Annotated in this window: 30 protein-coding genes and 1 pseudogene; 10 read left to right on the forward strand and 21 right to left on the reverse strand. The window is 71.8% G+C overall.

Features of this window, described 5'->3' with window-relative positions; all coding sequences use genetic code 11:
• The first annotated feature begins 17 nt into the window (after positions 1–17).
• The 7 genes and pseudogenes from DEJ27_RS10010 (at position 18) to DEJ27_RS10040 (ending at position 7,221) form a co-directional block, all read left to right on the forward strand.
• The gene (locus DEJ27_RS10010) at positions 18–854 is read left to right on the forward strand and encodes a DUF4397 domain-containing protein (RefSeq protein ID WP_110859866.1); all 837 of its coding nucleotides are present in this window, start codon (positions 18–20) and stop codon (positions 852–854) included.
• A gap of 14 nt (positions 855–868) precedes the next feature.
• Positions 869–1,501: a class F sortase gene (locus tag DEJ27_RS10015; protein WP_146238516.1), complete on the forward strand. Its 633-nt coding sequence runs from the start codon at positions 869–871 to the stop codon at positions 1,499–1,501.
• Positions 1,502–1,569: 68 nt separating this feature from the next.
• Positions 1,570–2,115 (forward strand): RNA polymerase sigma factor, encoded by a 546-nt coding sequence (locus tag DEJ27_RS10020; RefSeq protein ID WP_110859862.1) that lies wholly within the window; start codon positions 1,570–1,572, stop codon positions 2,113–2,115.
• Positions 2,112–2,921 (forward strand): anti-sigma factor, encoded by an 810-nt coding sequence (locus DEJ27_RS10025; protein ID WP_110859860.1) that lies wholly within the window; start codon positions 2,112–2,114, stop codon positions 2,919–2,921. The genes DEJ27_RS10020 and DEJ27_RS10025 overlap by 4 nt, the downstream gene beginning before the upstream one ends.
• Positions 2,922–3,030: 109 nt before the next feature.
• Positions 3,031–4,599, forward strand: coding sequence for a UDP-N-acetylglucosamine 1-carboxyvinyltransferase (locus DEJ27_RS10030; protein WP_176708770.1), 1,569 nt, complete (start codon positions 3,031–3,033; stop codon positions 4,597–4,599).
• Between the two features lie 263 nt (positions 4,600–4,862).
• Positions 4,863–5,483 (forward strand): annotated as a pseudogene (locus DEJ27_RS10035) (DUF475 domain-containing protein); the annotation flags it as partial.
• A gap of 136 nt (positions 5,484–5,619) precedes the next feature.
• Positions 5,620–7,221, forward strand: a complete 1,602-nt coding sequence (locus DEJ27_RS10040; protein ID WP_110860090.1) for a Na+/H+ antiporter — start codon at positions 5,620–5,622, stop codon at positions 7,219–7,221.
• A gap of 122 nt (positions 7,222–7,343) precedes the next feature.
• Here the strand turns inward: DEJ27_RS10040 and DEJ27_RS10045 are convergent, their stop codons facing one another.
• Positions 7,344–8,291, reverse strand: a complete 948-nt coding sequence (locus tag DEJ27_RS10045; protein WP_111090856.1) for a GlxA family transcriptional regulator — start codon at positions 8,289–8,291, stop codon at positions 7,344–7,346.
• A 115-nt stretch (positions 8,292–8,406) separates the two neighbouring features.
• Between DEJ27_RS10045 and DEJ27_RS10050 the strand changes: the two genes are divergently transcribed.
• The 3 genes from DEJ27_RS10050 (at position 8,407) to DEJ27_RS10060 (ending at position 9,677) form a co-directional block, all read left to right on the forward strand.
• On the forward strand, positions 8,407–9,042 hold the full coding sequence (locus DEJ27_RS10050) for an isochorismatase family protein (protein ID WP_110859854.1): 636 nt from the start codon (positions 8,407–8,409) through the stop codon (positions 9,040–9,042).
• Between the two features lie 89 nt (positions 9,043–9,131).
• Positions 9,132–9,287, forward strand: coding sequence for a zinc transporter permease (locus tag DEJ27_RS10055; protein ID WP_110860088.1), 156 nt, complete (start codon positions 9,132–9,134; stop codon positions 9,285–9,287).
• Positions 9,288–9,386: 99 nt separating this feature from the next.
• A complete protein-coding gene (locus DEJ27_RS10060) occupies positions 9,387–9,677 on the forward strand; it encodes a helix-turn-helix transcriptional regulator (RefSeq protein ID WP_110859852.1) in 291 nt (96 codons plus the stop codon).
• 23 nt (positions 9,678–9,700) lie between these two features.
• Here DEJ27_RS10060 and DEJ27_RS10065 read toward each other — a convergent pair whose 3' ends face one another.
• The 20 genes from DEJ27_RS10065 to DEJ27_RS10155 all read right to left on the reverse strand — a co-directional run bounded on the left by DEJ27_RS10065 (position 9,701) and on the right by DEJ27_RS10155 (position 25,502).
• Complete coding sequence (locus DEJ27_RS10065) at positions 9,701–10,375, reverse strand: cation diffusion facilitator family transporter (protein WP_110859850.1); 675 nt, start codon at positions 10,373–10,375, stop codon at positions 9,701–9,703.
• Positions 10,372–10,713, reverse strand: coding sequence for a helix-turn-helix transcriptional regulator (locus tag DEJ27_RS10070; RefSeq protein ID WP_110859848.1), 342 nt, complete (start codon positions 10,711–10,713; stop codon positions 10,372–10,374). The genes DEJ27_RS10065 and DEJ27_RS10070 overlap by 4 nt, the downstream gene beginning before the upstream one ends.
• Before the next feature lie 19 nt (positions 10,714–10,732).
• Positions 10,733–10,906, reverse strand: coding sequence for a hypothetical protein (locus tag DEJ27_RS17755; RefSeq protein WP_181420035.1), 174 nt, complete (start codon positions 10,904–10,906; stop codon positions 10,733–10,735).
• A 200-nt stretch (positions 10,907–11,106) separates the two neighbouring features.
• Entirely contained in the window at positions 11,107–12,282 is a 1,176-nt protein-coding gene (locus tag DEJ27_RS10075) for a flagellar hook protein FlgE (RefSeq protein ID WP_110859846.1), read from the reverse strand.
• Positions 12,283–12,372: 90 nt separating this feature from the next.
• Positions 12,373–12,816: a flagellar hook assembly protein FlgD gene (locus DEJ27_RS10080; RefSeq protein WP_110859844.1), complete on the reverse strand. Its 444-nt coding sequence runs from the start codon at positions 12,814–12,816 to the stop codon at positions 12,373–12,375.
• Between the two features lie 25 nt (positions 12,817–12,841).
• A complete protein-coding gene (locus tag DEJ27_RS10085) occupies positions 12,842–14,266 on the reverse strand; it encodes a flagellar hook-length control protein FliK (protein ID WP_110859842.1) in 1,425 nt (474 codons plus the stop codon).
• A complete protein-coding gene (locus DEJ27_RS10090; protein ID WP_110859840.1) occupies positions 14,263–15,000 on the reverse strand; it encodes a C40 family peptidase in 738 nt (245 codons plus the stop codon). Before DEJ27_RS10090 ends, DEJ27_RS10085 begins: the two co-directional genes overlap by 4 nt.
• A complete protein-coding gene (locus DEJ27_RS10095; protein ID WP_110859838.1) occupies positions 14,997–15,428 on the reverse strand; it encodes a flagellar FliJ family protein in 432 nt (143 codons plus the stop codon). The genes DEJ27_RS10090 and DEJ27_RS10095 overlap by 4 nt, the downstream gene beginning before the upstream one ends.
• Positions 15,428–16,771: a FliI/YscN family ATPase gene (locus DEJ27_RS10100; protein WP_110863829.1), complete on the reverse strand. Its 1,344-nt coding sequence runs from the start codon at positions 16,769–16,771 to the stop codon at positions 15,428–15,430. Before DEJ27_RS10100 ends, DEJ27_RS10095 begins: the two co-directional genes overlap by 1 nt.
• Positions 16,768–17,442, reverse strand: coding sequence for a hypothetical protein (locus tag DEJ27_RS10105; RefSeq protein WP_111090857.1), 675 nt, complete (start codon positions 17,440–17,442; stop codon positions 16,768–16,770). The genes DEJ27_RS10100 and DEJ27_RS10105 overlap by 4 nt, the downstream gene beginning before the upstream one ends.
• Positions 17,435–18,487: a flagellar motor switch protein FliG gene (gene fliG, locus DEJ27_RS10110; protein ID WP_111090858.1), complete on the reverse strand. Its 1,053-nt coding sequence runs from the start codon at positions 18,485–18,487 to the stop codon at positions 17,435–17,437. Before fliG ends, DEJ27_RS10105 begins: the two co-directional genes overlap by 8 nt.
• Positions 18,484–20,154, reverse strand: coding sequence for a flagellar basal-body MS-ring/collar protein FliF (gene fliF / locus DEJ27_RS10115; protein WP_111090859.1), 1,671 nt, complete (start codon positions 20,152–20,154; stop codon positions 18,484–18,486). The genes fliG and fliF overlap by 4 nt, the downstream gene beginning before the upstream one ends.
• On the reverse strand, positions 20,154–20,495 hold the full coding sequence (gene fliE / locus DEJ27_RS10120; RefSeq protein ID WP_071244597.1) for a flagellar hook-basal body complex protein FliE: 342 nt from the start codon (positions 20,493–20,495) through the stop codon (positions 20,154–20,156). The genes fliF and fliE overlap by 1 nt, the downstream gene beginning before the upstream one ends.
• On the reverse strand, positions 20,495–20,890 hold the full coding sequence (locus DEJ27_RS10125) for a flagellar basal body rod protein FlgC (RefSeq protein ID WP_071244596.1): 396 nt from the start codon (positions 20,888–20,890) through the stop codon (positions 20,495–20,497). The genes fliE and DEJ27_RS10125 overlap by 1 nt, the downstream gene beginning before the upstream one ends.
• A complete protein-coding gene (locus DEJ27_RS10130; RefSeq protein ID WP_017886135.1) occupies positions 20,887–21,231 on the reverse strand; it encodes a flagellar basal body protein in 345 nt (114 codons plus the stop codon). Before DEJ27_RS10130 ends, DEJ27_RS10125 begins: the two co-directional genes overlap by 4 nt.
• Positions 21,232–21,456: 225 nt before the next feature.
• Positions 21,457–21,759, reverse strand: coding sequence for a hypothetical protein (locus tag DEJ27_RS10135; RefSeq protein ID WP_111090860.1), 303 nt, complete (start codon positions 21,757–21,759; stop codon positions 21,457–21,459).
• Positions 21,749–22,222: a flagellar export chaperone FliS gene (gene fliS / locus DEJ27_RS10140; protein WP_110859827.1), complete on the reverse strand. Its 474-nt coding sequence runs from the start codon at positions 22,220–22,222 to the stop codon at positions 21,749–21,751. Before fliS ends, DEJ27_RS10135 begins: the two co-directional genes overlap by 11 nt.
• A gap of 11 nt (positions 22,223–22,233) precedes the next feature.
• Complete coding sequence (gene fliD, locus DEJ27_RS10145; protein ID WP_258370336.1) at positions 22,234–23,622, reverse strand: flagellar filament capping protein FliD; 1,389 nt, start codon at positions 23,620–23,622, stop codon at positions 22,234–22,236.
• A 106-nt stretch (positions 23,623–23,728) separates the two neighbouring features.
• Positions 23,729–24,568 carry a flagellin gene (locus tag DEJ27_RS10150; RefSeq protein ID WP_181420034.1) on the reverse strand — a complete coding sequence of 280 codons (840 nt, stop codon included), beginning with the start codon at positions 24,566–24,568 and terminating at the stop codon, positions 23,729–23,731.
• Positions 24,569–24,686: 118 nt separating this feature from the next.
• On the reverse strand, positions 24,687–25,502 hold the full coding sequence (locus tag DEJ27_RS10155; protein ID WP_111090861.1) for a sigma-70 family RNA polymerase sigma factor: 816 nt from the start codon (positions 25,500–25,502) through the stop codon (positions 24,687–24,689).
• Positions 25,503–25,556 lie beyond the last annotated feature (54 nt).

Below are 25,556 nucleotides of genomic sequence, written 5' to 3' on the forward strand. Positions count from 1 at the left end.
GCCCGAAGGAGCACGTCATGCGCAAGACACTCGCCACCGGCCTCAGCGCCGGTGTCCTGTTCGCCGCCGCCGCGGCCGTACTGCCCGCGACCGCTGCGACCGCCGCCACCGGCGAGGCGACGCTCTCGGTCCTCCACGCCGTCCCGGACGTCACCGTCGACGTCTACCTCGACGGCGAGCGTGCCATCGACGACTTCACCCCGGGCACCCTCGCCGGCCCGATGATGGTGCCGGCAGGTGCGCACCAGCTCGCGATCACCGCCTCGGACGCCACCGACGCCTCGAAGCCGATCATCGGTCCGGCGGACGTCTCGTTCGACGCGGGGGGCAACTACACCGCCGTCGCCCACGACGCCACGGACGGGTCGCCGACCGCCACGGTGTTCACCAACGACACCTCGGCCGTCGCGGCAGGCCAGGGACGCCTGGTCGTCCGCCACGTCGCCGCCGCACCGGCCGTCGACGTCCTCGCCGGTGGGCAGGCAGTCGTGTCGAACCTGTCGAACCCCGACGAGCAGGCACTCGAGCTGCCGGCCGGCACCGTCTCGGCGAGCGTTGCAGCGACCGGTACCACCGACCCCGTGATCGGCCCGGCGGACGTCGCGGTCACCGCGGGTTCGTCGACCATCGTCTACGCCTGGGGCAGCCTGGACGACGACCTCGCCCTCGCCACGCAGACCATCGCTGACCTCGGTGGCACGCCGAACGGCGTCCCCGCCGGGAACGCCGGTCTCGTGGCCACGAACGACCAGGGCCCCCTGCCCCTGGTCGGCGCAGCGGCGGCCGCACTGGCCGCCGCTGCCGCGATCGGGGCCGTGGTGCTCCGCCGCCGGCACGCAGCGCCCCGCCGCTGAACGTGCCACGCCCCGTGCGGTCCGCCACGGTGACGCTCGTCGTCGCCGTGGCGGCCGCCGCCCTGACCGGGTGCTCGTCGGCCGGGACCACCCCCGGCGGGCAGCCGTCCGTCCTGCCGACCACCACCCCCACACCGGTCCCGTCGGCGTTCTCGACCGAGGTGCCGCAGCAGGCCGCCACGATCCCGCCGATCCGGAACGCCCCCGCCCCGACCACCATCACCGTCGACCACGCCGGCATCAGCGCGCCGGTCCGTCCCGAGGGGGTCGACGAGGACGGCGCGATGGCGCTCCCGCCCGACCCGGCGACCGCGGGCTGGTACCGGTTCGGTGCCGCCCCGTCGTCCACCGGGGGCACCGTCGTCATCGCGGCCCACGTCGACGCGGTCGGCTACGGCACCGGCCCGTTCTCACGCCTCGGCGACGCCCCCTCCGGTACCCGGATCACCCTGACGGACGCGGACGGTGCCGAGACCGCGTGGCGGATCGACTCCGTCAGCATGCTCGAGAAGCGGGGACTCCCCTGGGGCGAGGTGTTCCGTGACGACGGACCACGACGGCTCGTCCTGGTGACCTGCGGCGGGACGTTCGACGGAGCCACCGGACACTACGAGAGCAACCTCGTCGTCACCGCGGTCCCGGCCTGACCGTGGCGACGATCCGCCCCCTACGATCGGATCGTGGTCGACGACGACCGCGCCAGCGACAGGAAGACGTGACGACCATCCTCCCGGACGACAGCGAGCTCTCGGACGCGTTCCGCGCCGGGGGCGAGCACGCCCTGCGAGCCGTCTACGAACGGTGGTCGTCGCTCGTCTACTCGCTGGCCCTGCGCGCCCTGGCCGACCCGGCCGCCGCCGAGGACGTCACGCAGCAGGTGTTCGTGAAGGCCTGGCAGCGCAGCACGAGTTACGACCCCGGCCGCGCCCCGCTCGGCGCGTGGCTGGTCGGCATCACCCGGAACTGCATCGCCGACGCGCAGAACGAGCGTCGACGGCACGCCAGCGCCGCTGACCCGGACGTGGTCGAGGAGACCACCCCGGCGCCGGAACCGGCCTTCGACCTGGCCGAGCGCGCACTCGTCGCCGACGAGCTCGAGCGGCTCGACGAGGTCCCACGACGCGTGATGCGACTGGCGTTCTACGACGACCTCAGCCATCGTGAGATCGCCGAACGGCTCGAACTGCCGCTGGGCACCGTCAAGAGCCACATCCACCGAAGTCTGGCTCGGCTCCGAACACGTCTGGAGGTGATCGAATGAAGCACGTCGACGACGAGACGCTGGCGATGCTCGCGGTCTCCGACCAGGTCGCGACGGACGACGTCGCCGAGCACCTGGTGTCCTGCGACCGGTGCCGCGACGAGGTGGCCGCACTGCAGCGGGTCGCCGCGGTGACCCGCGCGTCCGAGGACGTGACGTTGGCCGCGCCCCCGGAGCACGTGTGGGAGCGGATCGCGGCCGAGATCGCCCGGACGCCACAGCAGGCTGCGGCGCCGGCGACCGAACCCGAACGAGCGGCCGAACGCGCATCCGAAGGGGCGCCCGCCGGCACCCGGTCCGACGCGCAGCACCACGCCGTGGCCCGCCGAACCCGATCCCGTCCCCGTCGTCGCCGAGCCCTCGCCGTTGCGATCGCCGGCGTCGGTGTCCTCGCCGTCGTCCTCGGCATCGGTGTGGCATCGGGGATCGTCCCAGGACTCCCCCGCGGCGACACCGAGACCGTCCTGGCGAACACCGAGCTCGCAGCACTGCCCGGTTGGTCGGGGACGACCGGCCGTGCCGAACTCGAACGTGACCAGGACGGCCGGGTGACCCTCGTCGTCGACCTGCACGGTGAGCGCGGTCGCTCCGGCACCGGTCCGCTGCGCGAGGTCTGGATGATGCGGTCGGACCTCGGCGGACTGGTGAGCGTCGGCTACCTCGACGGCGACCAGGGCCGCTTCACGGTGCCCGACGGCGTCGACACCGCGGAGTTCCCGGTCGTCGACGTCTCGGCCGAGGCCGACGACGGCGATCCGGCGCACTCCGGCAACTCGATCGTCCGGGGCACCCTGACCGATCCCTGAGCAGTTTCGTCCCCGAAATTCCCAACTGTGACGTATTCGAGACCTCCGGACGCGCAATGGGTGTCCATCTTCCACCGGTTTATCTCATGAGCGTGTTAGCGTGGCGCGCATGACCGACACCACCACCGTCGTCTCGCCGGCATCTCCGGCGACCGCAGCACCCCTCCGTGAGGTCGGCGCCCTGATCCGGGGCGCCCGCAAGGGCCGCAGCATGACGCAGGCCCAGCTCGCCGAACGCGTCGGCACCAGCCAGAGCGCGATCAACCGCATCGAGCAGGGCGGGCAGAACCTGTCCCTCGAGATGCTCACCCGCATCAGCGACGCCCTCGACCAGCAGATCGTCTCGATCGGCGGTGCGCCGCAGCGCGCCCACCTGCGCGTGCAGGGCGGCCGGAAGCTCAGCGGCTCCATCGCGGTGAACTCGAGCAAGAACGCCGCCGTGGCGCTGCTCTGCGCCTCGCTGCTCAACCGCGGCGTGACCCGTCTGCACAAGGTCGCCCGGATCGTCGAGGTCGACCGCATCATCGACGTGCTCCGCAGCCTCGGCGCGAGCGTCACGTGGTCGGAGGACGGCGAGACCCTCGAGATCGTCGCCCCCGACGACCTGCACCTCGACGCGATCGACGCCGACGCCGCCCGCCGCACCCGCAGCGTGCTCATGTTCCTCGGCCCGCTCAGCGGCCGGTACGAGTCCTTCCGCCTGCCCTACGCCGGCGGCTGCGACCTCGGCACCCGCACGGTCGAGCCGCACCTCATCGCGCTCCGTCCGTTCGGCGTGGACGTCGAGGCGACCTCCGGCTGGTACGAGGTCGACGTCGCGAACCAGGCCGTCCCCACCAAGTCGGTCGTGCTCACCGAGCGCGGTGACACCGTGACCGAGAACGCGATCCTGGCCGCCGCGGCCCGCGACGGCGAGACCGTCATCCGGAACGCCAGCCCCAACTACATGGTGCAGGACCTCTGCTTCTTCCTCGAGCTGCTCGGGGTGCAGATCGAGGGCATCGGCACCACCACGCTCCGCATCACCGGCAAGAGCCGCATCGACGAGGTCGTGGACTACTGGCCGAGCGAGGACCCGGTCGAGGCGATGAGCCTGCTGACCGCCGGCATCGTCACAGCGTCGACCCTCACCGTGACCCGTGCACCGATCGAGTTCCTCGAGATCGAGCTCGCGACCCTGGCCGAGATGGGCCTGCGCTTCGACGTCAGCGAGGAGTACGCCGCGGCCAACGGCCGCACCCGCCTCGTCGACATCACGGTGCACCCGTCCGAGCTGCACGCGCCGATCGACAAGATCCACGCGATGCCGTTCCCCGGCCTGAACATCGACAACCTGCCGTTCTTCGTCGTCATCGCAGCCATGGCCGAGGGCACCACGCTCGTGCACGACTGGGTCTACGAGGGCCGGGCGATCCACCTGCTCGACCTCACCCGCCTGGGCGCGAGCGTCACCCTGCGTGACCCGCACCGCCTCGACGTCACCGGCCCGACGCACTTCTCCGGTGCCGAGATCAGCTGCCCGCCGGCGCTGCGGCCCGCCGTGGTGATCCTGCTGGCGATGCTCGCGGCGAAGGGCGAGAGCGTCCTGCGCAACGTCGGCATCATCGCCCGTGGCTACGAGCAGCTCCAGGAGCGCCTCAACTCGCTCGGCGCGTCCATCGAGACGTTCCACGACTGACGCTCCGGCGAGCAAGGCCCCCGCAAGCCACCGGTGTTCGCCGGTTGAACACGTGCAGACCGCGGTTCAGCACGCGAACACCGGTGTTGTGCGCTCCCTCCCTGACGGCGGCTGCACTCCCCCGCCCGGCGGCTGTTCCTGTCGCTCGGGATCGTCGCGGGCGTGCTCGCGATGCTCCTGCCGCCGGCCGCCGTCGCGGTCGGTGACGCGACCGACCCGGCCAGCTCCTTCGAACAGGCGGTGTTCGCGCCGGCTCGTTCTCCGCGCACCTGGCCGAGGTGCGTCCCGCCCTCGCCGCCTTCGGCGCCGCGTTCATCCGGCAGGTCTTCGCCGAGTACCTGTTCCACACCGACCGCGCGTCCCGCAGGTCGTGGCTGGGCAGCCTGGAGGCGCGGCTCGCCTCCGTCGCGCGACCCCGCGTCTGGTCGCTGGTCACCGCTGCGACGGGGGTCGTGGTGTCCTCCGTGCTCGTCGGGTCGCGTTCCGGGTGGGCCGCCGGTGCCTTGCTGCCGGTCGCGCTCGGCGGGGCGGCCGGCATCGCCGCGTACCTCGTGTCGAAGCGGACCGCGTCGTGGGCACTTGGTCCGGGTGCCGGAGGCGGCGCCTCGGACACGGCGTCGATCGGGGTCGGCCGCGGTGCCTGGCGGATCCACCTCTCCGCGTCGACCGTCGTGGTCGAGCGGGGGCTCGTGGTGTTCATGCTCTTCGAGATCCTCGACGGCGTGTACAGCCTGTCGGTGCTGCTGTGGGCGAGTCTGCTCGTGCCGATCCCGGGCGTCGTCGTGGGGTGCTTCAGGACCGTCGTGATCGGGTCGGCGCTGATGGGTTCCCTGCCGTGGCGTGCGTGGTGGCGGCGGGTGGTGCGGCGGCCGCGGGCGGTGTGAGCGGCGGTTCGTGAGGCGTCGTGCGGTGTGGTGCGGCGCGTCGTTCGGCCGTGGTGCGGCGCGTCGTTCGGCTGTTCTGGAAGGATCCACCGTGGATCGGCGTTGACTGGCGGGTCGGACGACGATCGGAGTGCACGTGCTGGGACCGGAACTGGTGGTCGTGCTCGGCCTCGCCATCGCACTGACGGCGGCCGTGGCCGATCGGATCCGGATCGCTCCACCCGTGCTGCTCCTGGTCTTCGGCGCGCTGCTGGCGTTCGTGCCCCAGTTCGCGGACGTCGAGCTCCCCGCCGAGGCCGTGCTGCTGCTGTTCCTGCCGGCGCTGCTCTACTGGGAGAGTCTGACGACGTCGCTCCGCGAGATCCGGAAGAACCTGCGCGGCATCGTCCTGATGGGCACCCTGCTCGTCGTGGTGACCGCCGGTGCCGTCGCCGTGCTGCTGCACCTGCTCGGGATCCCGTGGGGGCCGGCCTGGGTGCTCGGCGCCGCGGTCGCCCCGACCGACGCGACCGCGGTCGGCGTGCTCACGAAGATGCTGCCGCGGCGGAACGTCACGGTGCTCCGCGCCGAGAGCCTGGTGAACGACGGCACCACCCTGGTCGTCTACGGCATCGCGGTGGCCGTCACCGTCGGTACGCAGGAGCTCACCTTCTGGGGTGTGTCGGGCATGCTCGTCCTGTCGTACATCGGCGGGGTCGCCGCCGGTCTCGTCGCCGCCTGGATCGGGACGATGGTGCTGCGGCGCGTGGACACCGTCGTGCTCGAGAACCTCGTCACCCTGCTCGTGCCCTTCGCGGCCTTCCTGGCCGCCGAGGCCATCGGCGCCTCCGGCGTGCTCGCCGTCGTGGCGGCCGGCATCGTCGTCAGCCAGGTCGGCCCCAAGCTCGACCGCGCCGAGACCCGCCAGCAGGTGCGTGCGTTCTGGTCGTTCCTGACCTTCCTGCTCAACGGCGCACTGTTCGTCCTGGTCGGCATCGAGGCGATGGTCGCCGCACGCGCACTCGACCCCGCCGACCTGCTGCGCGGGACCGGGATCGTCTTCGCGGTCGCGGTGCTGCTCGTCATCGTGCGGTTCGCCTTCCTCAACGCCGCGGGCGGGACCATCTGGCTCGTCACCCGACGCACCGGCGGGGAACCGCGCGAGGGGCACCGCGACCGGCTCGTCAGCGGGTTCGCCGGGTTCCGGGGCGCGGTGTCGCTCGCCATGGCCGTCGCCGTGCCGCGCACCCTCGAGTCCGGCGGCGACTTCCCCGAGCGCGACCTCATCGTCTTCGTCACCGCCGGGGTGGTCATCGTCACGATCGTCGGGCAGGCCCTCGTACTGCCGGCCGTCCTGCGTCGCGCCGCGCTGCCCGAGGACGAGTCCGTCAGCGAGGAACGTCGCTACGCCGAACGCACCGCGATCGAGGAGGCGCTCGATGCGCTCCCCCGTCTGGCACGGTCGACCGGAGCGGATCGTGCCACCGTCGATCGCCTGCGGAAGGACTACGAGGCGCACCTCGACGTGATCGAGGCCCGCGAGGGGGACGATGACGACCACCCCGCGCTGCAGCGGCACGACAACGCGGTCGCCCTCGAGCTGGCGCTCGTCCAGCACAAGGCGAACACGCTGTTGCGCCTGCGCGACGCCGACGAGATCGACGACCTGGTGCTGCGTCAGGTCCGCGCCGGGTACGACGCGGAAGAGGCGCGGCTGGACGGCATGGAGTCGGTGGCGTCACCGCCCACGTCGTCGTAGGGCGGCTCCGGGCACACCTGGTCGAACCGGGCGTACCCGGTCTGTCGTTCTGACCAGGTACGCCCGTTTCCAGTTCCCAACACAGCCGTCATGGGAAGGAACGCACTCGCCCGGCCGCCTGGTCAGGGCCGCGCGTCGAACCGTCGGCGGTAGCTCGAGGGTGTGCTGCCGAACGCCACGGCGAAGTTCTGCCGCAGTGTGACCGGGTTGCCGAACCCGCACGCTGCGGCGATCCGGTCGACGGGCAGGCCGGTGGTCTCGAGCAGTCGACGGGCCTCGTCCAGACGGCGACTCCGTACCCAGGCCGCGGGGGTGGTGCCGGTCGACACCCTGAAGGCCCGGACGAAGCTGCGGCGGCTCATGTGGGCCGCCGCAGCGAGTCGGTCGACGCCGAGCTCCTCGTCCAGGTGCTCCACCGCCCAGGCCGATGCCGTCGCCACCGGGTCGTCGTCGCGACGCTGCACGACCGGCCGCTCGATGTACTGGGCCTGGCCGCCTTCGCGGTGCGGCGCGACGACCAGGCTCCGCGCGACCCGGTTCGCAGCCTCGGCGCCCAGCCGCGTCCGCACGACGTGCAGGCACGCGTCCAGCCCGGACGCCGTGCCCGCCGACGTCAGCACGTCACCGTGGTCGACGTAGAGCACGTCGGGGTCCACGGTGACGTCGGGGTGCGCGGCGGCGAGCCGGTCGACCTCGCGCCAGTGCGTCACAGCGCTGCGTCCCGCGAGGAGCCCGGCACCGGCGACCGCGATCGACCCGAGGCACAGACCGACCACGACCGATCCACGCGCGTGTGCTTCGACGACCGCCCGCTCGGTCGGTGTCGGCAGGCGGGTGCCGTCGTCGGTCCAGGACGGCACCACGACCAGGTCGGCGTCCGCCGCGGCGGCGAGCCCCTGAACCGGACCGAGCGTCAGCCCCTCGGCGGTCCGGACCGAACCGGGCCGGTCGGAGAAGACGACAGTCTCCCAGTCGGCGAGCCCGAGTCGGGTGACCTCGTCGAACACCATCTGCGGGACCGACAGGTGGAACATCGTGATGCCGTCGAAGGCGTAGATGGCGATCCGCACGCGGGACTCCTCCGGTTTGGCCTGGATCCATCGTACCGATGCACGCGTGCCAATCGCACCGAGGGCATCGACGGACGAGGATCGTCGAGTACGCCCACCGACCCAAGGAGCTCCCGTGTCCGATCCCCAGCGCGCCCTCGTCCTCGTCGACATCCAGCTGGAGTACTTCAGCGGTCCACTCGAGGTCCGGTTCCCGCCCGTCCGCGACGCGCTCGCGCAGATCACGAACGCGATCGACGCCGCGACGGCTGCCGACACGCCGATCGTCGTCGTCCAGCACACCGCCGGCGATGCTGCTCCCGTGTTCAACCCGACGACGGAGGCGTTCGCCCTGCACCCCGAGATCGAGCGGCGACGGACGCCCGAGTGGCATCAGGTCACGAAGCAGTTCAGCTCCGTCTTCGCCCACACGGACCTGCTCGCCTGGCTGCAGGAGCGGTCGATCGACACGGTCACCCTGGTCGGCTTCATGACGAACAACTGCATCATCGCCTCGGCGGCCGAGGCGGAGGCGCTCGGCGTCTCGGTCGAGGTGCTGTCCGACGCGACGGGCGCGATCAACATCGTCAACGCCGGCGGGGCCGTGTCCGCCGAGACGGTGCACCGGACGCTGATGGCGTTGTTGCAGTCGAACCTCGCCGCCGTCGCACCGACCTCGGAGTGGACGTCGGCACTCACCGCCGGAGTCGCGATCCCCAGGGACGCGCTGCCGACGTCGGCTCTCGCGGGGACCCAGCGGTTCCCGGGCTGACATCGGTTCTCATCTATAAATGTATTGCAACTTCTGCATGTGTGACCTACGCTGAGGGCATCCCAACCGACGATCAGCAGGAGGTCACCATGGCCGAGCACGAGAACAGCGCCGAGCACACCGTCGCCGAGCACGCACACCAGGACGGCTGCGGCCACGAGACGGTCCAGCACGACGACCACGTCGACTTCGTCCACGACGGACACAAGCACGCCCAGCACGGCGACCACTACGACGAGCACTGATCGACAGCGCTGATCACCAGCACCGACACGACGGCCCCGACGCACCGCGTCGGGGCCGTCGTGTTGCATGCACGTATGCGCGTGCGCTTACATGAGTCCATGTCAGACGGGATCGAAGCAGCGGCGGACCTCTTCAAGGCGCTGTCCTCGCCCGCCCGACTGCGGATCCTGTCCGCGCTGATCTCCCGGTCGTCCGACGTCGGCTCCCTCGCCGAAGCGACCGAACTGTCGCAGCCCCTGGTGTCCCAGCACCTTCGCACGCTGCGGCTCGCGGGCATCGTGCAGGTCGAACGCATCGGGCGGAACGCCGTGTACTCGCTGCACGACGAGCACATCGCGCACATCGTCGGCGATGCTGTCAGCCACGTGCGCGAGGCCGAAGCCGGCTGATCACCGACTGCGCCTGACACACGTCAGCAGCAGTCACAGCCGTCGCCTTCCCGCTCCCCCGTCAGCGCCGACACCGGCTGCTTGCACGCGTCACCGCGCCAGGCCTCGAGTCCCTCGCGTACGGCGAACACCACCACGACGAGTCCGGCGAGCGGATCGGCCCACCACCAGCCGAACAGGGTGTTCGCCAGCAGGCCGAGCAGCACCGCCGCCGACAGGTAGCTGCAGATCAGCGTCTGCTTCGAGTCGGCGATCGCCGACGCCGAACCGAGTTCGCGTCCGGTCCGCCGTTCGACGAGGCTCAGGAACGGCATGACCGCCAGGCTCACCGCGGCCAGGACGATGCCGACCGGACTGTGCTCCGGCGACCGGACACCCGTGAAGGTCAGGACGGCATCGACACTCACCACGACGGCGAGCCCGAAGAACGAGACCGCGATCACCCGCAGTGCCGTTCGCTCCCGGGCCTCCGGGTCACGCCCGGCGAACTGCCACGCGACGGCCGCTGCCGACAGGACCTCGACGATCGAGTCGAGCCCGAAACCGATCAGCGCGGTGGAGGAAGCAACCGAGCCGGCGGCGATCGCCACGACGGCCTCGATCACGTTGTAGGCGATGGTCGCTGCGACGATCCACCTGATCCGTCGCCGGAGCACGCCGCCACGGACCGGTGCGAGCGACACCGATACCGTGCTCACCGCTCGACCTCGCAGCCGGCGTCCGCGACCCAGCCGTCATCGGCGACGTCCACCGCCAGCACCACGTCGACCAGGGACTCGAGCGCGCGGGTGAGGTTGCGGTCCGCGATCTCGTACCGGGTCCGACGCCCCTCGGGCACGGCGACGACGATCCCGCAGCCGCGCAGGCACGCCAGGTGGTTCGACACGTTCGTCCGCGTCAGCTCGAGTTCCTCGGCGAGCCGCGCCGGGTAGCCGGGTTCGTCGAGCAGCCGGAGCAGGATCCGCGCACGCGTGGGGTCGGAGAGCGCCCGCCCGAGGCGGTTCAACACGTCGTGCCGCGAGGCAATGGTCAGCATGTACTGACCATACCCGAGCTCAGACGTCCCCGAGCCGCCGCCCGGTCAGCGCGTCGTTCCAGCTCGTGCGGCCGCCGGGACCACGCGACTCGTGCACGCCGTCGTGGCCGCGTGGTCGATCGCACCACCAGCGGTCGAAGACGCTGCGGCAGCGGTGGTCGGACTGGTGGTCGGTGTCGTGGTTCTCGCACATCGCACCGATGAGACGTCACGACGCGTCGTTTCGTCACGACCCGGCGCCGAACTCCCTGCACCACGAACGATGGTGAGCAGGAACGGTCGAGTCCCCCTTCAGCACCCGACCGATCCTGCTCACCAAGCGCCCGCCGACGCAAGCGCCCGCGACGCGAGCGCCAGCGACGCGAGCGCCAGCGACGCGAGCGCAGCCCGCCGTTAGCGCTTCAGGTTCGTGAGCTCCTGCAGCACCTCGTCCGAGGTGGTGATGATGCGGGCGTTCGCCTGGAACCCGCGCTGCGCCACGATCAGGTTCGTGAACTCCTGCGACAGGTCGACGTTCGACATCTCGAGCGTCCCCGCCGCGAGCGACCCGACGCCCGCCGAGCCGGGACCGCCGACCGTCGCACCGCCCGAGTTCGCGGTGGCACGGTAGCCCGACGCCCCGGTCTTCTCGAGGCCGGCCGGGTTCGCGAACGTGGCCAGGGCGATGCGGCCGAGCGCGAGCGACGCGCCGTTCGAGAACGTGCCGGTGACGGTGCCGTCCTTCGAGATCGAGTAGCCCTGCAGTGCGCCGGCCTCGCGGCCGTTCTGTGAACCGATCGCCGCGGTGTTGAGCGAGGCGAACCCGGTCAGGTCGCCCATGTCGACCCGGATCCCACCGACGGCGAGGGTCCCGCCGGCGGTCAGCTTGCCGTCGGTGCCGAAGGTCAGCGAGGTCGTCGCCGTGGTGCCTTGGCCGTTGCGCCCGGTGACGTCCCAGCCGTCGGCGGTGCGCGTGTAGGCGAGCGACATCGTGTGCTTGGCACCCGAGGCGTCGTACACGGTGGCCTCGCGCGTGATGGTCTGGCCGACCGCGGTCTCGGACGGCAGGTTTCCGGCGACCGTGGCGGCGGTGGTGCGGACCGCCGGGGCCGCGGCGTCGAGCGGCAGCGTGATGTCGGACAGCTGGCCGTTCTCGTTGACGACGCCGTTCGTGGCCGGGTAGCCCTGCACGATCTTGCCGTCGGCGGTGACCAGGCGGCCGTCCGCGTCGAAGTCGAACGCACCGGCGCGGGTGTAGACGGTGTCGTTGCCCAGGCGGGTGACGAAGAAGCCGTCGCCCGAGATCATCAGGTCGGTCGCCTTGCCGGTGGCCTGCGCCGAGCCCTGGGAGAAGTTCGTGGAGACCCCGGCGACCTGCACGCCGAGGCCGATCTGGGCCGGGTTCGTGCCGCCGATGCCGGTCTGCGGTCCGCCGGCACCCTGGGTCATCTGCGACAGGGTGTCCTGGAACACGGTGGTCGACGACTTGAAGCCCACGGTGTTGACGTTGGCGATGTTGTTGCCGGTGACGTCGAGCATCTGCTGGTGGGAGCGGAGGCCGGAGATCCCGGAGTAGAGCGAGCGGAGCATGGTGCGTCCTTTCGGAGAGGCAGGAAGAGCGAGGAAGAACGAGGAAGAACGAGGAAGAACGAGGAAGAACGGGGAAGGCAGGCCTGGGCGTCAGGGAGCCGGAGCGGTGGTGGTGATGCCGGAGATCACGTCGAGAGCGACCTCCTTCCCGTTCACGGTGACCGTGGGGACGCTGTTCGCGTACGACACGGCCGAGGCGGTCCCGGTGACGGACTTGCCCGAGTCGGCGTCGGTGTAGCTGACCTGCTTGCCGACGAGGTTCGCTGCGGCGATGCGCATCTGGAGCGAGAAGTTCTCGTTCCCCGTCGTGGTCTGGTTGGTGATCTGCTCCATCATCGCGAGCTGCGTCTGCTGGCTGATCATCTGGTTGGTGTCCATCGGCGAGGACGGGTCCTGGTTGCGCAACTGCGTGACGAGCAGCTTCATGAAGACCTCGGAGTCCATCGTCTGGGACTTCTGGGCCGTCGAGTTGGCGGCCAGGGCCGCCGCCTGCGCGGTCGGGTCCACGCTGCCGGTGATGCCGTCGATGGGCATGGTGAGTTCCTGTTCGTGAGCCGGATCAGGCGAGGACGTCGAGTCCCGCGGTGCGGATGGAGGGCGTGTGGGCGGCGGGCTGCGTACGCGGGGTGACCCGCGCCTCCAGGCCGGGGTCGCCAGGCAGCGCACGCGCGGCCGGTCGCTCGTCGCGACCCGGCGCGTCGTGCGGCTGGTTCTGGGACGACAGGTCGAGCGTGGTGCTCACACCGGTGCCGGCCGCGTCGCGTCGCAGGTCCGGCAGGACCTGGCGGACGGCCTCGCGGCCGGCGTCCGACGCGGCGAACAGCTCGACGTGCATGCCGTGCGCGGTGACGTGTGCGCGGACCGTGACCGGGCCGAGGCTGTCCGGCACGACCTGCACGGTGACGACGTGCTCGCCTGGCCCGGCCTGGGCGAGCGAGAACACCGGTCGCGCCAGCTGCTGGGCGAGCGGTGCCGGGGCCGGCGCGGTCGCCGCGGCGGGCGCGGTGGTCGGCGTCGTCGACATGACGAACGGCGTCTCGCCACCGCGGCTGGGGGCGACGGCCGGGAGGCCCGGATCACCCGGCGTCGACGCCTGCTGCTCCGTCCCCTGGCCGGCTCGGGAGCCGGTGCCGGCTGCCGGGGCAGCGACGGTCGCGACGACCGGCGCCTGGGCCGGGGTCACGGTGGCGGTGTCACCGTCGGCGGTGCGGCCGGCGGCGGGGGCTGCGATCGCCGCAGCGGCCGTCGAGGCGGTCGTCGCCGGGTCGGTCGCAGCAGCGGTCGCCACGGCAGCGGTCGCCGCGGGGGTGGCGCCTGCGACGGTCGTCGCGGCAGTGGCCGGAGACGCGGTGCCGACGGGCGCCACGGCGGGGGTCGCCGCGGCGGTGGTCGCCGGGCCCGTCGTCGCTGCGGCAGCGGTCTCCCGTGCCGCGTTCGTCGCGGGTGCCTGCTGCGGGGTCGCCGTGGCGGGGGCGGTGGTCGGCGCCGGGGTCGACGGGACCGGCGTGGAGGCGTCCCCCTCCACCGACGGCGGAGTCGTGGTCGTTCCGACGGTCGCCCCTGCGGCGGCCACGACGACGTGTGGGTCGCCGGCGGGCGTCTCGGCAGCGCTGGTGGCCGACTGGTCCCCCGTGTTGCTCGCGAGGCCCGCCGGCGCGACGGGTGCGGCCACGGCCACGAGTCCGGCGGCGAGCAGCGCCTGCGCGTCGACCGACGGGGAATCGTTCGCGGGCACCGACTGGTCCGACGTGGACACGGACGCAGCCGGCGTGGCGGCGGTGCTCGGCGTCGCGGCCGAGCCGTCCGCCGTGCGGCCGTCGGCGTCGTCCCGCCCGGCGGCACCGTCTCCGGGGCGTCGCTCGGTCGCGACGGCGGCGGTCAGTGCGGCACCGAAGGACCCGGCGGCCGCTGGGTCGGACGCCGCACTCCGGCTGGGGCCCGGTGCGGCGGGCACGGACGGCTGGGTGGCGATGGTCAGGCTCATGCGGCGCTCCCGGACTGCATCATGGACAGCAGCGCGGCGGTCTGCAGGTCGGTCGCGGAACGCGCTGCCGAGGCGGTCGGCGCGGTGATGGCCGCCGGTGCCGCGTGTGCGGGAACGATCCGGCGGATGGTCGCGATGTCGGCGTCGGAGTACCAGTTGTCGACGATCCGGACGTCCTTGCCGGGGCGTGGCGCGTGCAGCACCTTGCCGTCGCCGACGTAGATGACGACGTGGCCCTCGCCCTTCGGGATGATCAGGTCGCCGGGCTGCGCGTCCTTCAGGGAACCGACCTCGACGCCCATCTTCGCCTGGTCCGGCACGACCCGGGGCATGGTGACCCCGAGGTCCTTGAACACCGTCTGCACCAGGCCCGAGCAGTCCATGCCCGCGGTCGTCTCCCCGCCGAACACGTACGGCACGCCGAGGTACTTCTTCGCGTCGGCCACGACGTCGGCCCCGGTGGCACCGCTGCCGGTGGCGAGGGTGCCGGCCCCGGCGTCGACCGAGGTCCCGGGCGCACGGGTGGCCGTCGGGGTCGCTGCGGCGGTCGCACCGGCAGCGGTCGCCGCGCCGGTCGTGCCGTCGGCGGTGGCGAGGGCGTCGGCGAAGGCGGCCGACCCCGCGGCACCGCTGGTGGTGGACGCGCTCGGGGCAGCCGTGGCCGTCCCGCCGCGCAGCGTGTCGATCTGGGACCGGATCTCCGAGATCCGGGAGAGCACCGCTTCGACGCTCATCGGGCACCACCTTCCGTGCGGCGTCGTGCCGCGATCTCGTCGAGGGCGTTCTGTTCGGTCCGGAGATCCTCGGCCGCCTGCAGCTCGGTGTGCTTGCCCTCGAGCTTCTCGAGGCCGACGGCGGCACGACGGGCGGCGGTGTAGTCCTGCTGTGCCCGGTCGGCGTCGGCACGGCGGTTCTGCACCACGGCGTCGAGCTCCTCGAGCATCCCGCGGGTCGCGGCACGGGCCGCGGCGACGGCGCTCAGGGTGGCGGCGTCCCGGATGGGCTGGGCGTCCTCGCTGTCAGCGAGGCTGCGTCGTGCGGCGATCCGGGCGTCGGCCGCGTCACGGACGCGCTCGTTCGCGGTGGCCAGCGTGGCGGCCGCACGGTCCTGTTCGGTGTGGCGCAGGCGCAGGAGTCCGGCGAGCGGGAAACGGCGGGCCATCACGACACCCCCAGCTGCTGCACGAGGCCGCCGAGGCGCTGCCAGGACGCGTCGGCGGTCGCCCGCTCGTCCATGCCCTGGCGCAGGAACGCGTCGATCGATCCCTGGTGGTCGACGGCGGCGTCCACGAGCGGGTTCGACCCGCGCTGGTACGCACCGACGTCGAGCAGGTCCTGGGCGCCGGCTCGGGCGGCCATCACCTTCCGCAGCACGGTGGCGGCGGCACGCTGCTCGGGTCGGGTGACCTTCGAAGCGACGCGGGACACCGAGCCGAGGGCATCGACCGACGGGAAGTGCCCGGTGATCGCGAGCTTGCGGTCGAGCACGACGTGGCCGTCGAGGATGCTGCGGGCCGCGTCGGCGATCGGCTCGTTGTGATCGTCCCCGTCGACCAGCACGGTGTACATGCCGGTGATGCTGCCGACCCGGTCGGTCCCGGCGCGCTCGAGCAGTCCCGCGAGCACCGAGAACGTCGACGGCGGGTAGCCCCGGGTGGCCGGCGGTTCCCCCACCGACAGACCGATCTCGCGCTGCGCCATCGCGACGCGGGTGAGCGAGTCCATCATGAGCACGACGTCCTGACCGGCGTCGCGGAACGACTCGGCGATGCGGGTGGCCACGAACGCGGCGCGCAGGCGCATGAGCGCGGGCTCGTCGGAGGTCGACACGACGACGATCGAGCGGGCGAGCCCCTCGGGTCCGAGGTCGTCCTCCAGGAACTCGCGCACCTCACGGCCGCGCTCCCCCACCAGGGCGATGACGTTGACGGCCGCGTCGCTGCCGCGCGCGATCATCGACAGGAGCGACGACTTGCCCACGCCGGACCCGGCGAACAGGCCCATGCGCTGCCCGCGGCCGACGGTGGTCAGGGTGTCGAGCACGCGGACGCCGAGCTGCATCGGGGTGTCGATGCGGGTCCGGGCCATCGCGCTCGGGGTGTCGTGGTCGAGCGGGACCCAGGTGACCGGTTCGCCGCCGGGGCCCTCGAGCGGACCGCGGTCGTCGATCGGTCGGCCGAGCCCGTCGAGCACGCGGCCGAACAGACCGGATCCGGTCGGCACGAGCACCGGGCGGCCGGTCGGGCGCGCCGGGGTGCCCGCGGTCACGCCGGTCAGGCGGCCGAGCGGCATGCAGCGGACGCCAGAGGCATCGGTGGCGACGACCTCGACCGCGGTCTGTTCGCCGTCCTCGGCGCCGACCGTGACGACCTCGCCGACGCGGGCGTCGAGCCCGGCGATCGTCAGCCCCAGGCCGACGGCGCTCGTGACGACACCGACCCGCTGGGGTGCGGCCCGCAGCAGCGCCTCGTCGAGACCGCGGGGACGGAGCAGCGTGGCGGTCACCGGTCGGCTCCCGTCGCGTCGACACCCAGAGCGGTGCGGGCGCGGTCGAGCGCCGTGGCGATGCGCGCGTCGAGCATGCCGTCCGGCAGGTCGACGACGGCGTCGCCGTCGCGCAGGGCGCCGTCGGCGACGACCGGCACCGGCAGGTCGAGGCCGGCGACGCGCGCGGCGTCCGCCGGGCTCAGCCGGACGGCCACCGGGACCGTGCGGTCGGCGGACGCGAGCGCCCGCCGGACGGTGGCCTCGGCGCCGGACGCGATCCGGGCCTCCCGGCTGCCCTGTCCGTCCGGACCGTCGACGACGGTCGCGTCGTGTGCGGGCCTGGAGGCGCGGACCACGTTCCCGACGATCGCCTCGGCCAGGTCGACCGCCGCGCTCGCGACCGACGCCTCGGCGTCCGCCAGGACGGGTGCGACCGTGGACAGCATGGCGTTCGTGGCGGCGTCGAGGACCGCGATCCGGCGTGCCGTGTCGGCCTGCAGCGCGGCGATCCGCGCGGCGTGCTCGGTCTCCAGCCGGGCGCGCAGGGCGTCGGTCTCGGCCTGCGCCGCCCGCAGGCCGGCGGTGTACCCGGCCGCGTGCCCGCGGACGTCCGCGCTCGACGCACGCTCGCGCCCGGCGGGGTCGGCGAGCACCGGGAAGGCGACGCGGTGCACGACGGTGTCAGTCAACGAGCTCGTCCTCCTCGGCACGGTGCACGGTGACGACGCCCTGGGCCTCGAGCTCGCGCACGGAGCGGACGACCTCGGCACGGGCTTCCTCGACCTGCGAGACGCGGACCGGGCCCATGGCCTGCAGTTCGTCGTCGAGCAGTTCGCGGTTGCGCTCGGACACGTTCGCGCGGATGGTCTCGACGACCGGCCCGGCTGCGCCCTTCATGGCGGTCGCGAGGATCTTCGAGTCGATGCCGCGCAGCACCTGCTGGATGTCGCGGGACTCGAGCTTCACGATGTCCTCGAAGGTGAGCATGCGGGAGCGGATGTCCTCGGCGAGCTCCGGGTCGCGGGCCTCGAGTCCCTCGAGCACGGCCTTCTCGGTCGCGACGTCCGAGCGGTTGATGATGTCGACCAGGGGCGCGATGCCACCAACGACCTCGACGCTCTCGCGCGGCGACACGACGGCCCCGGCGCGCTGGCGCAGCACACCGGCGACGATGCCGACGGCCTCGGGGGTCGCGCTGCCCATGGTGGCGAAGGCCTGGGCGACGTCGGTGCGGACCCGCTCGTCGATGCCGGCGAGCACGGCGCTGGCCTGCCCGGGGCCCAGGTGGGCGAGCACGAGGGCGATCGTCTGCGGCAGCTCGCCCTCGAGCAGGGAGATGACCTGGCCGGGTTCGGCGTCGTCGAGGAAGTCGAACGACTGGCCGGCGAGGTTCGAGGCCAGACGGTCCATCACGCCGGCGGCGCGCTCGGCGCCGAACGACGCCTCGAGCAGCCCGAGGGCGGTCTCCTTGCCGCCGCGCTTCTGCAGCCGGCCGCTCATCGTGATCCGGTGGAACTCCGACAGCGTCTGGTCGACGACGGTGTCCTCGACGCGGCGCATCCGGACGATCTCGGCGGAGATCTCCTCGGCCTCCATCTCGGTGAACTGCTTCATCACCTCGGCGGCGCGGTCGGTCTCCATCTGCATGAGGATGAGCGCGACCTTCTGCGCGCCGGTCAGCGCACGGTCGCTCGGACCGGTCCCACCGCCGGGGCTCGGCACCAGGGCGCTCACACCGGTGCCCGGTCGTCCAGGAGCCCGCGCAGGAGCTCGGCGGTGCGCTTCGGGTCGCGCTCGGCCAGGGCGGAGATGTCCTGACGGCGGCGTTCGGCCGTGATCTCCTCGGTCGTCAGCACCTCGGTGGGGGCGTCGCCGCCGGGCATCGCCGACAGGACGGCGGTCGGGGCGTCGCCGGCACCGAGCGTCGCCCGGTCGTCGACACCGTCCATCGCGAGGGGCAGCTGGAACGTCTCACCGGCGAAGGCGTCGAGCTCGCCGAGGTCGACGGCCTCGCGCTCCTGCTTCCGGTTGCGACGGGCGACGAAGAGCATGATCGCGATGACGGCGAGGACGATGCCGATCACGATGCCGGCGGTGCGGATCGACGACCACAGTGCTTCCTGCTGGTCGGCCTTCTGCTGGGCTTCGAGGGCCTTGGCGGCCTGGTCGGAAGCGCTCGTGTCGAAGTCCATCATCGCGACCTTGACCTGGTCGCCACGGTTCTGGTCGACCCCGGCGGCGGCGGACACCAGGTCGTTGATGCTCTGCAGGTTCGCGTTCTGCACGGCGTCGGCCTTCGAGTTCAGCGCGACCGAGATGGTCTGCCGGTCGAGCCCGCCCGAGGGGATCTGCGTGGTCTCGGTGGTGTGGTCGACGGCGTTGTTCTTCGTCGCCGACTCGTTCTTGTACCCGTCGTCGCCGGCGCCGCTGGTCGCGGTGCCGTTCGGGACGGCGATGTTGTCCGGACCGAGCACCCCGGTCGCGCCGGTCCCCGCACCGGCGCCGGCGCCGTACTCCTCGGTGGTGCTCGACTCGTTCAGCGCGACCGGGCCCGAGGTCGGGCTGGTGTAGCTCTCGGACGTCCGGGTGCCGGACTCCTGGTTCATCGTCCCGGAGACCACGACGGTCGCGTTGCCGACGCCGAGCGTGGTGTCGAGCAGGTCCTGGATCTTCTTGCTCGTCGCCGCGTCGTAGTCGGCGGCCTGGTCCGCGCCGCTCCCGGTCGCACCGGTGCCGACAGCGGACAGGGTCTGGCCCTTCGCGTCGACGACGGACACGTCGGTGGGCTGCATGCCCTCGACCGAGGCGCTCGTCAGGTGCACGATGGCCTGCACCTGGTCGGTGCTCAGCTGCGTGCCGTTGTCGGTCGCGATGAACACCGACGCGGTCGGGTCCTTCTCCTCGGAGACGAACACCGACTTCTCGGGGATCGCGAGCTGCACGGTGGCGGTCTGCACGCCGTCCATCGCGCCGATGGTCTTGGCGAGCTCGCCCTCCATCGCGCGCTTGTAGGTGACGTCCTGCTGGAACTCCGAGCTCGTCACGCCCATCTCGTCGAGCAGCGAGTAGCCGCCCTCGTTCGACGACGGCAGGCCGTTCGACGCCGCCTTGAGCCGCTCCGAGTACACCTGCGCCTGCGGCACGAGGATCGTCGCGCCGCCGTCGGTGAGCTGGAACGGCACGCCGTCGGTCTGCAGCTGGTCCGTGATGGAGCTCGCGTCGGCCGCGGCGAGGCCGGTGAAGAGCGGGGCGTAGGACGCCTTGCCGAGCCAGGACGCGAGGGCGATCCCACCGAGCACGAGCGCCGCGATCGCCAGGATCGCGATGGTGCGCTGAGCGGCGGAGAAGCCCTTCACGTAGGCGCTGAGGCGCGCGAAGACGTTCTTGACGGCGACGGGCATCAGGCCTGCATCCTCATGATCTCGTTGAAGGCGTCGACGCCCTTGTTGCGGACGGCGGAGACGAGCTCGAGCGTGACCTGCGCGCGGGTGGCGGCGATCGTGGCGTCGTGGATGTCGTCGAGGTTGCCGGTCACGGCCTTGAGCGCGAGGGTCTTCGAGTCGCTCTGCAGCGACTGCAGCCCGTCGACGGCGTTGCCGAGGCTCGCGGCGAACCCGCTGCCGTCGGTGGTCGCGCCGGCGGCTGCGGTCGCGTTCGTGCTGTCGCTGGACGTCCCCGACACACTCGTCAGGGCGTTCGTCATCGCGTTGGTGGTCACACCGTTGACGGCGTCGATGGGCATCAGTTCTTCCCGATCTGCAGTGCCGCCTCGTAGGCGGTCTTGGCACGGTCGACCACGGCGGCGTTCGCCTGGTAGCCGCGCTGGGCCATGATGAGGTCCGCCATCTGCGTGCCGAGGTCGATGTCGGGCATGCGGACGTAGCCCTCCTCGTTCGCGAGCGGGTTGTCCGGGTCGTAGGTCACACGGCCGGCGGCGCTGCCGAACGCTGCGCCCTTGACGTAGGCGCCGGAGACGCCGTTGCCCTCCTGCACCTCGACGTAGCGCGCCTGGAACGCGGTGTCGTCCATCGACTTCACGGTGTTCGCGTTGGCGATGTTGTCCGAGACGGCGTCGAGCCACTTCCGGTGCACGGTCAGGCCGGTGCTCGCGATGCCGATCGCGTCGAAGGTCGTCACGAGTTCGTCCGCATCGCCGCACGGACACTGGTGAGCTCGGAGTTCATCGCCTGCGTGGCGAACTGGTAACGGAGCACGGTGTCGATGTTCGACAGCGTCTCCTCGTCGAGGTTGACGTTGTTGCCGTTCGTGTTCGTCGGCTCGAGGCTGCGCGCCATCGTCGGCGTGGTGGCACCGTCGCCGTCCACGATCGACTTCGCCAGGGCGTCCTCGAACTGGACCTTCTCGGCGTGGTAGTTCGTCGTGTTGATGTTCGCGATGTTGTTCGCGATCACCTTCTGGCGCATCGACAGACCGTCGAGTGCGCTCTGCAGCGCGACGCTCGTCACGGAATCGAACACGAAGGGTCCCCTCGTCAGGCGTCGTCGGTGCGACGTCGCCGTGCGGTGGTGGCCGATCCCTGGCCGAACTGGTGAGCGATCCGTGCTCGAGTGGCGCTATCGGTGCCCGTCGTGCGGCACGTTAGGCGTCGCCCCGAACGGGGGGCGGGGCGGGGCGCCCGAGACGCGACAGAGCACCCGTCGATCGACGGGTGCTCTGTCGCAGAACTGGTGCTGGGGCGCGGGTCAGGCGGAAGCGTCGAGGTACACGGAGCCGCGGGGCTCGCGCGTGGCGTCGACGGCGCGCAGGGCACCGAGGTGCTCCAGCGTCGAGCGGCGGTCCGCCTCGAGCACCGTCATGCGGTCCCGCTGCGCGGCGAGCAGCCGGGAGGCCCGTCCCACCAGGTCACGCGGCAGCGGTCCCAGCCCGGTCGGCTCCGACCACCCCGCCACGGCCTTGGCGTCGGCCGCCTGCCCGGCGGCGTCGTGCTCCAGGGACGTGAGCAGGGCCTCCCAGGCGAGCCGCTCCGCCGTCTGCTCAGGCGACACCGAGGGCTCCCCCGGTCGGCGCTTGCGCGGCGGGCGTCGCGGGCAGCGACGCGGCCGCCTCGTGCCACGACTGACGCAGCGGCTCGAGGATCCGGATGCAGTCCCGGGTGGCCTGCACGTCGCGGTGCACGTTCGCCGTGATGAGCGAGGTGGAGGCGTAGTTGTAGACGGCGAGGAGGCCCTCGCCGCCGTCCCAGACGTCGATCCGGAGGGTGCTCGAGAGCTCGCCGACGATCGCCTGGGCGTGCAGGAGCTGCTCGCGGGCCGCCTCCCAGTCGGCGGCGACCTGCGCTGCCTCGGCACGGTGCAGGTCGAGCAGCAGCCGGTCGTAGAGCATCGTCACGAGCTGGGCCGGCGTCGCCGACAGCACCGCCTCGTTCGTGTACTGGGCACGACGCTGGTCGGTGACGGTGCGCGGCTGGGCGGCCTGGCGGAAGGCGGCTGCCTGGAAGTCGAAGGTCATGGTCGTTCCCGTCAGCTCGACGTCGAGGCCAGCTGGCTGGCGAGCCAGCTCGACTGCGACTGGAGCTTGCTGAGGCTGGTCTCGAGGGATGAGTAGAGGGTCTGCAGGGCGGCCCGGCGCATCGTCAAACGGTCGGTCCAGCTGTCGATCTGGGTGTTGAGGTCCTTGGCGACGGCCTGCTGCCCGGTGATGGACGTGGTGACCGAGCCGTCGTACTTGTCGGACGCGGCGGTGGCCGCGGCGCCGACGTTCGCGGCGACCCCGGAGAGCATTGCCTGGGTGGCCTTCGGGTCCGCGGCGAGTGCCTTCTGGAAGACCTCGGGGTCGAAGGTGAAGCTGCCGTCCTTCGTGATCACGATGCCGATCGTCGACGGCGACCTGCCGTCGACCGGGGCGGACATCGTGCTCGTGAGCCGCTGCACGGCGTCGCGGGACGCACCGTCGCCGAGCAGGACGCCGGCCTTCGTCGTCGTGGTGCCGGACGTCGCACTGGTCGAGCTCGACACCGCGGTGTTCGTCTTGTAGTAGGCGGCGATCGCGTTCATCGCGTCGACGAGCCCGGAGGCCACGGACTGGGCCTTCGTGGTGTCCTGCGCGACCGTCACCGTGACGGGTTCGGTGGTGGCCTTCGACACGGTGACGTCGAGCCCGGGAACGAGCCCGGTGAAGGTGTTCGTGGCGCTCGTGACCGTATGCGCGGCGGCGGTGCCGGCCCAGAGGGTGACGCTGGCGTCGGTCGCCGCGGTGACGACGGCGGCACCGGTCTCGGTGAGGACGTTCGTCGCGGTGCCCGCTGCCACGTCGTCGGCGCCGCCCCGGTACACCTGGAAGCCGCCGGCCGCTCCGGTCTTGGCGGACGTGAGTTGCAGGCGGTAGAGCTTGCTTCCGTCGGCGTCGGTGCCGGCGGAGACCTTCGTCGCGGTGACACCCGCACCGGACTTGTTCAGGGCGGACACGGCGTCGTCGAGCGAACCGGACGCCGGCGTCACGGTGGTCGACTTGCCGTCCGCACCGACGATCGTGATCGGCTGCGCACCGGTCGCCCACGTCGACATCGCGGCCGTGACCCCGACCTGGGCCGAGGCGGTCGAACCGACGGTGAAACTGATGGAGCCCGCGGTCGCGCCGGTACCGGTCACGGCGGTGACACTCGGCGCGGTGCTCGTCGCGGCGAAGAGGTCGAGCGACGAGGCCTTCGCGGCGTCCGCGGCCTTCGTGGCGAGCCCCTGGATCAACCCGTTGAGCGTCTGCAGTGACGAGATGAACGAGTTGGTGGTGGTGAGCTTGTTCTTGAGCAGGGTCTGCGGGACCCCCTCGACGCTCATCAGCGAGTTGATGAGGTCGGTCGTCTTGAGACCGCTGACCAGACCGTCGATCGCGAGGCTGGTGCTCGAGGACACGGACGAGGACATCGTCGACACTCCCTGGCGTCGTGGAGGTGGTCAGGATGGCGACGTCCGTCCTCCGGGACACCCGATCGGGCCCGGAGGACGGACGTCGTGATGGCTAGCGCAGGAGCGAGAGCACGCCCTGGGTGCTCTGGTTCGCCTGTGCGAGCATCGAGGTGCCGGCCTGGCTGAGGATGTTGTCGCGCGTGTACTTGACCATCTCCTCCGCCATGTCGACGTCGGTGATGCGCGAGGAGGCAGCGGTGAGGTTCTCCTTGGCCACGTTCGTCACGTTGATGGCGTGGTCGAAGCGGTTCTGGACGGCACCGATGCTCGAACGAGCCGAGGAGACGTACTTGATCTGCTCGTCGATCGCGGTGATGGCGGCCTGAGCGTTCGTCGCCGAGTCGAAGGTGAGCGCGCCGACCGCGGTCGACACGGACTCCACGTTCGACTTCGACAGGTCCACGTCGATCTGGCTCGCCGCGTCGCCGTTCGCGCCGACCTGGAACTTCAGGACGCCTGCGGTGCCGGCGGAGCCGTCGAGCAGGTTGATGCCGTTGAAGTTGGTCGACTCCGAGATGCGGGTGAGCTCCTTGGTGAGCTCGCCGACCTCGGTGGTGATCGCCTTGCGGGAGTCCTCGTTGTTCGAGTCGTTGCCGGCCTGCACTGCCAGGTCGCGCATGCGCTGGAGGATCGAGTGGGTCTCGGTGAGGCCACCTTCAGCGGTCTGCACGACGGAGATGCCGTCCTGCGCGTTGCGGGCGGCGACCGTGAGGCCACCGACCTGGGACTTCAGCCCCTCGGAGATCGACAGACCGGCAGCGTCGTCGGCAGCACGGTTGATGCGGAGACCCGACGAGAGCTTCTCGAGGGACTTCGACAGGTCGTTCTGCGTCGCGTTGAGGTTCCGGTACGTGTTGAGTGCCGAGAGGTTGGTGTTGATGGACATACCCATGGTGGTTTCCTCCGTGAATGTGGGTCGTGCGTCGGCCCGTCCGTGGGCTGACATGGATGACTCTCGACCGGTTGCCGGGAGTCGTTAGGGGATCGGCGGAGAAGTTTCCGCCGACGTCTCAACTCGCCGCGACGGCCGGGCCGGACGCGGCGTCGTGCACGGCACGGGCGACACCGGCGGCGGCGTTCGTGGCGACACGGGCGAGGTAGGCGCTGCGGCGGGCCGCGGTGGTGCGGCTCGCGGGCTCGACGGTCGTGCCGTCGCCGTAGTGGGCGGCGAGACCGTCGTGGAGCAGGCGCATCGCCTCGGAGCGCTGCTGCGAGACGGCCGAGTGCGTGATGCCGAGCTCGGCGGCGACGTCGGTGACCGAGCGGTCGCCGAAGTACACGGCCTCGACGATGAAGCGCATCCGTTCCGGCAGGGCCTCGACCGCGGCGCGGAGGTACCGGCGCTTCTCGGTCTCGAGCAGGTCGTCCCCGGGGAGCGGCAGGTCCGCGGCGACGAGGTCGTGCACGGTCTCGTCGAGCGGCGCGACGGTTCGGGCGGCGTCGCTCATCGCGTCGACGGCGGTCTGCTTGTCGACGCCCATGGCATCGGCGATCTCCTGCGCACCGACGCTCCGGCCGAGGCGTGCGGACAGGGCCTCCTGCGTGGCCAGGGTCTCGCGGATCCGCTTCCGGGTGCCGCGGGAGGCCCAGTCGGCCGAGCGCATGTCGTCGGCCAGCGCACCGGCGACCCGGGTGCGTGCGTAGGCGCCGAACGGCACGCCGAGGGTGGGGTCGAAGGCCTCGGCGGCTGCGACGAGTGCGAGCGATCCGACGGCGGCGAGGTCGTCGCGGTCCAGGTGCGTCGCCCGGGAGCGGACGTCGGCCACGATGTAGCCCACGAGCGGGAGGTGCTCCACGATCATCGCGTTGCGTTCGGTGCGGTCCATGCTGTTCCCCTGGTCGACCTGACGTGTGTCGGCTCACCCGTCCGTGGGCGCGAC

Source organism: Curtobacterium sp. MCPF17_018, from assembly GCF_003234135.1.
Taxonomy (GTDB): Bacteria; Actinomycetota; Actinomycetes; order Actinomycetales; family Microbacteriaceae; genus Curtobacterium; species Curtobacterium flaccumfaciens.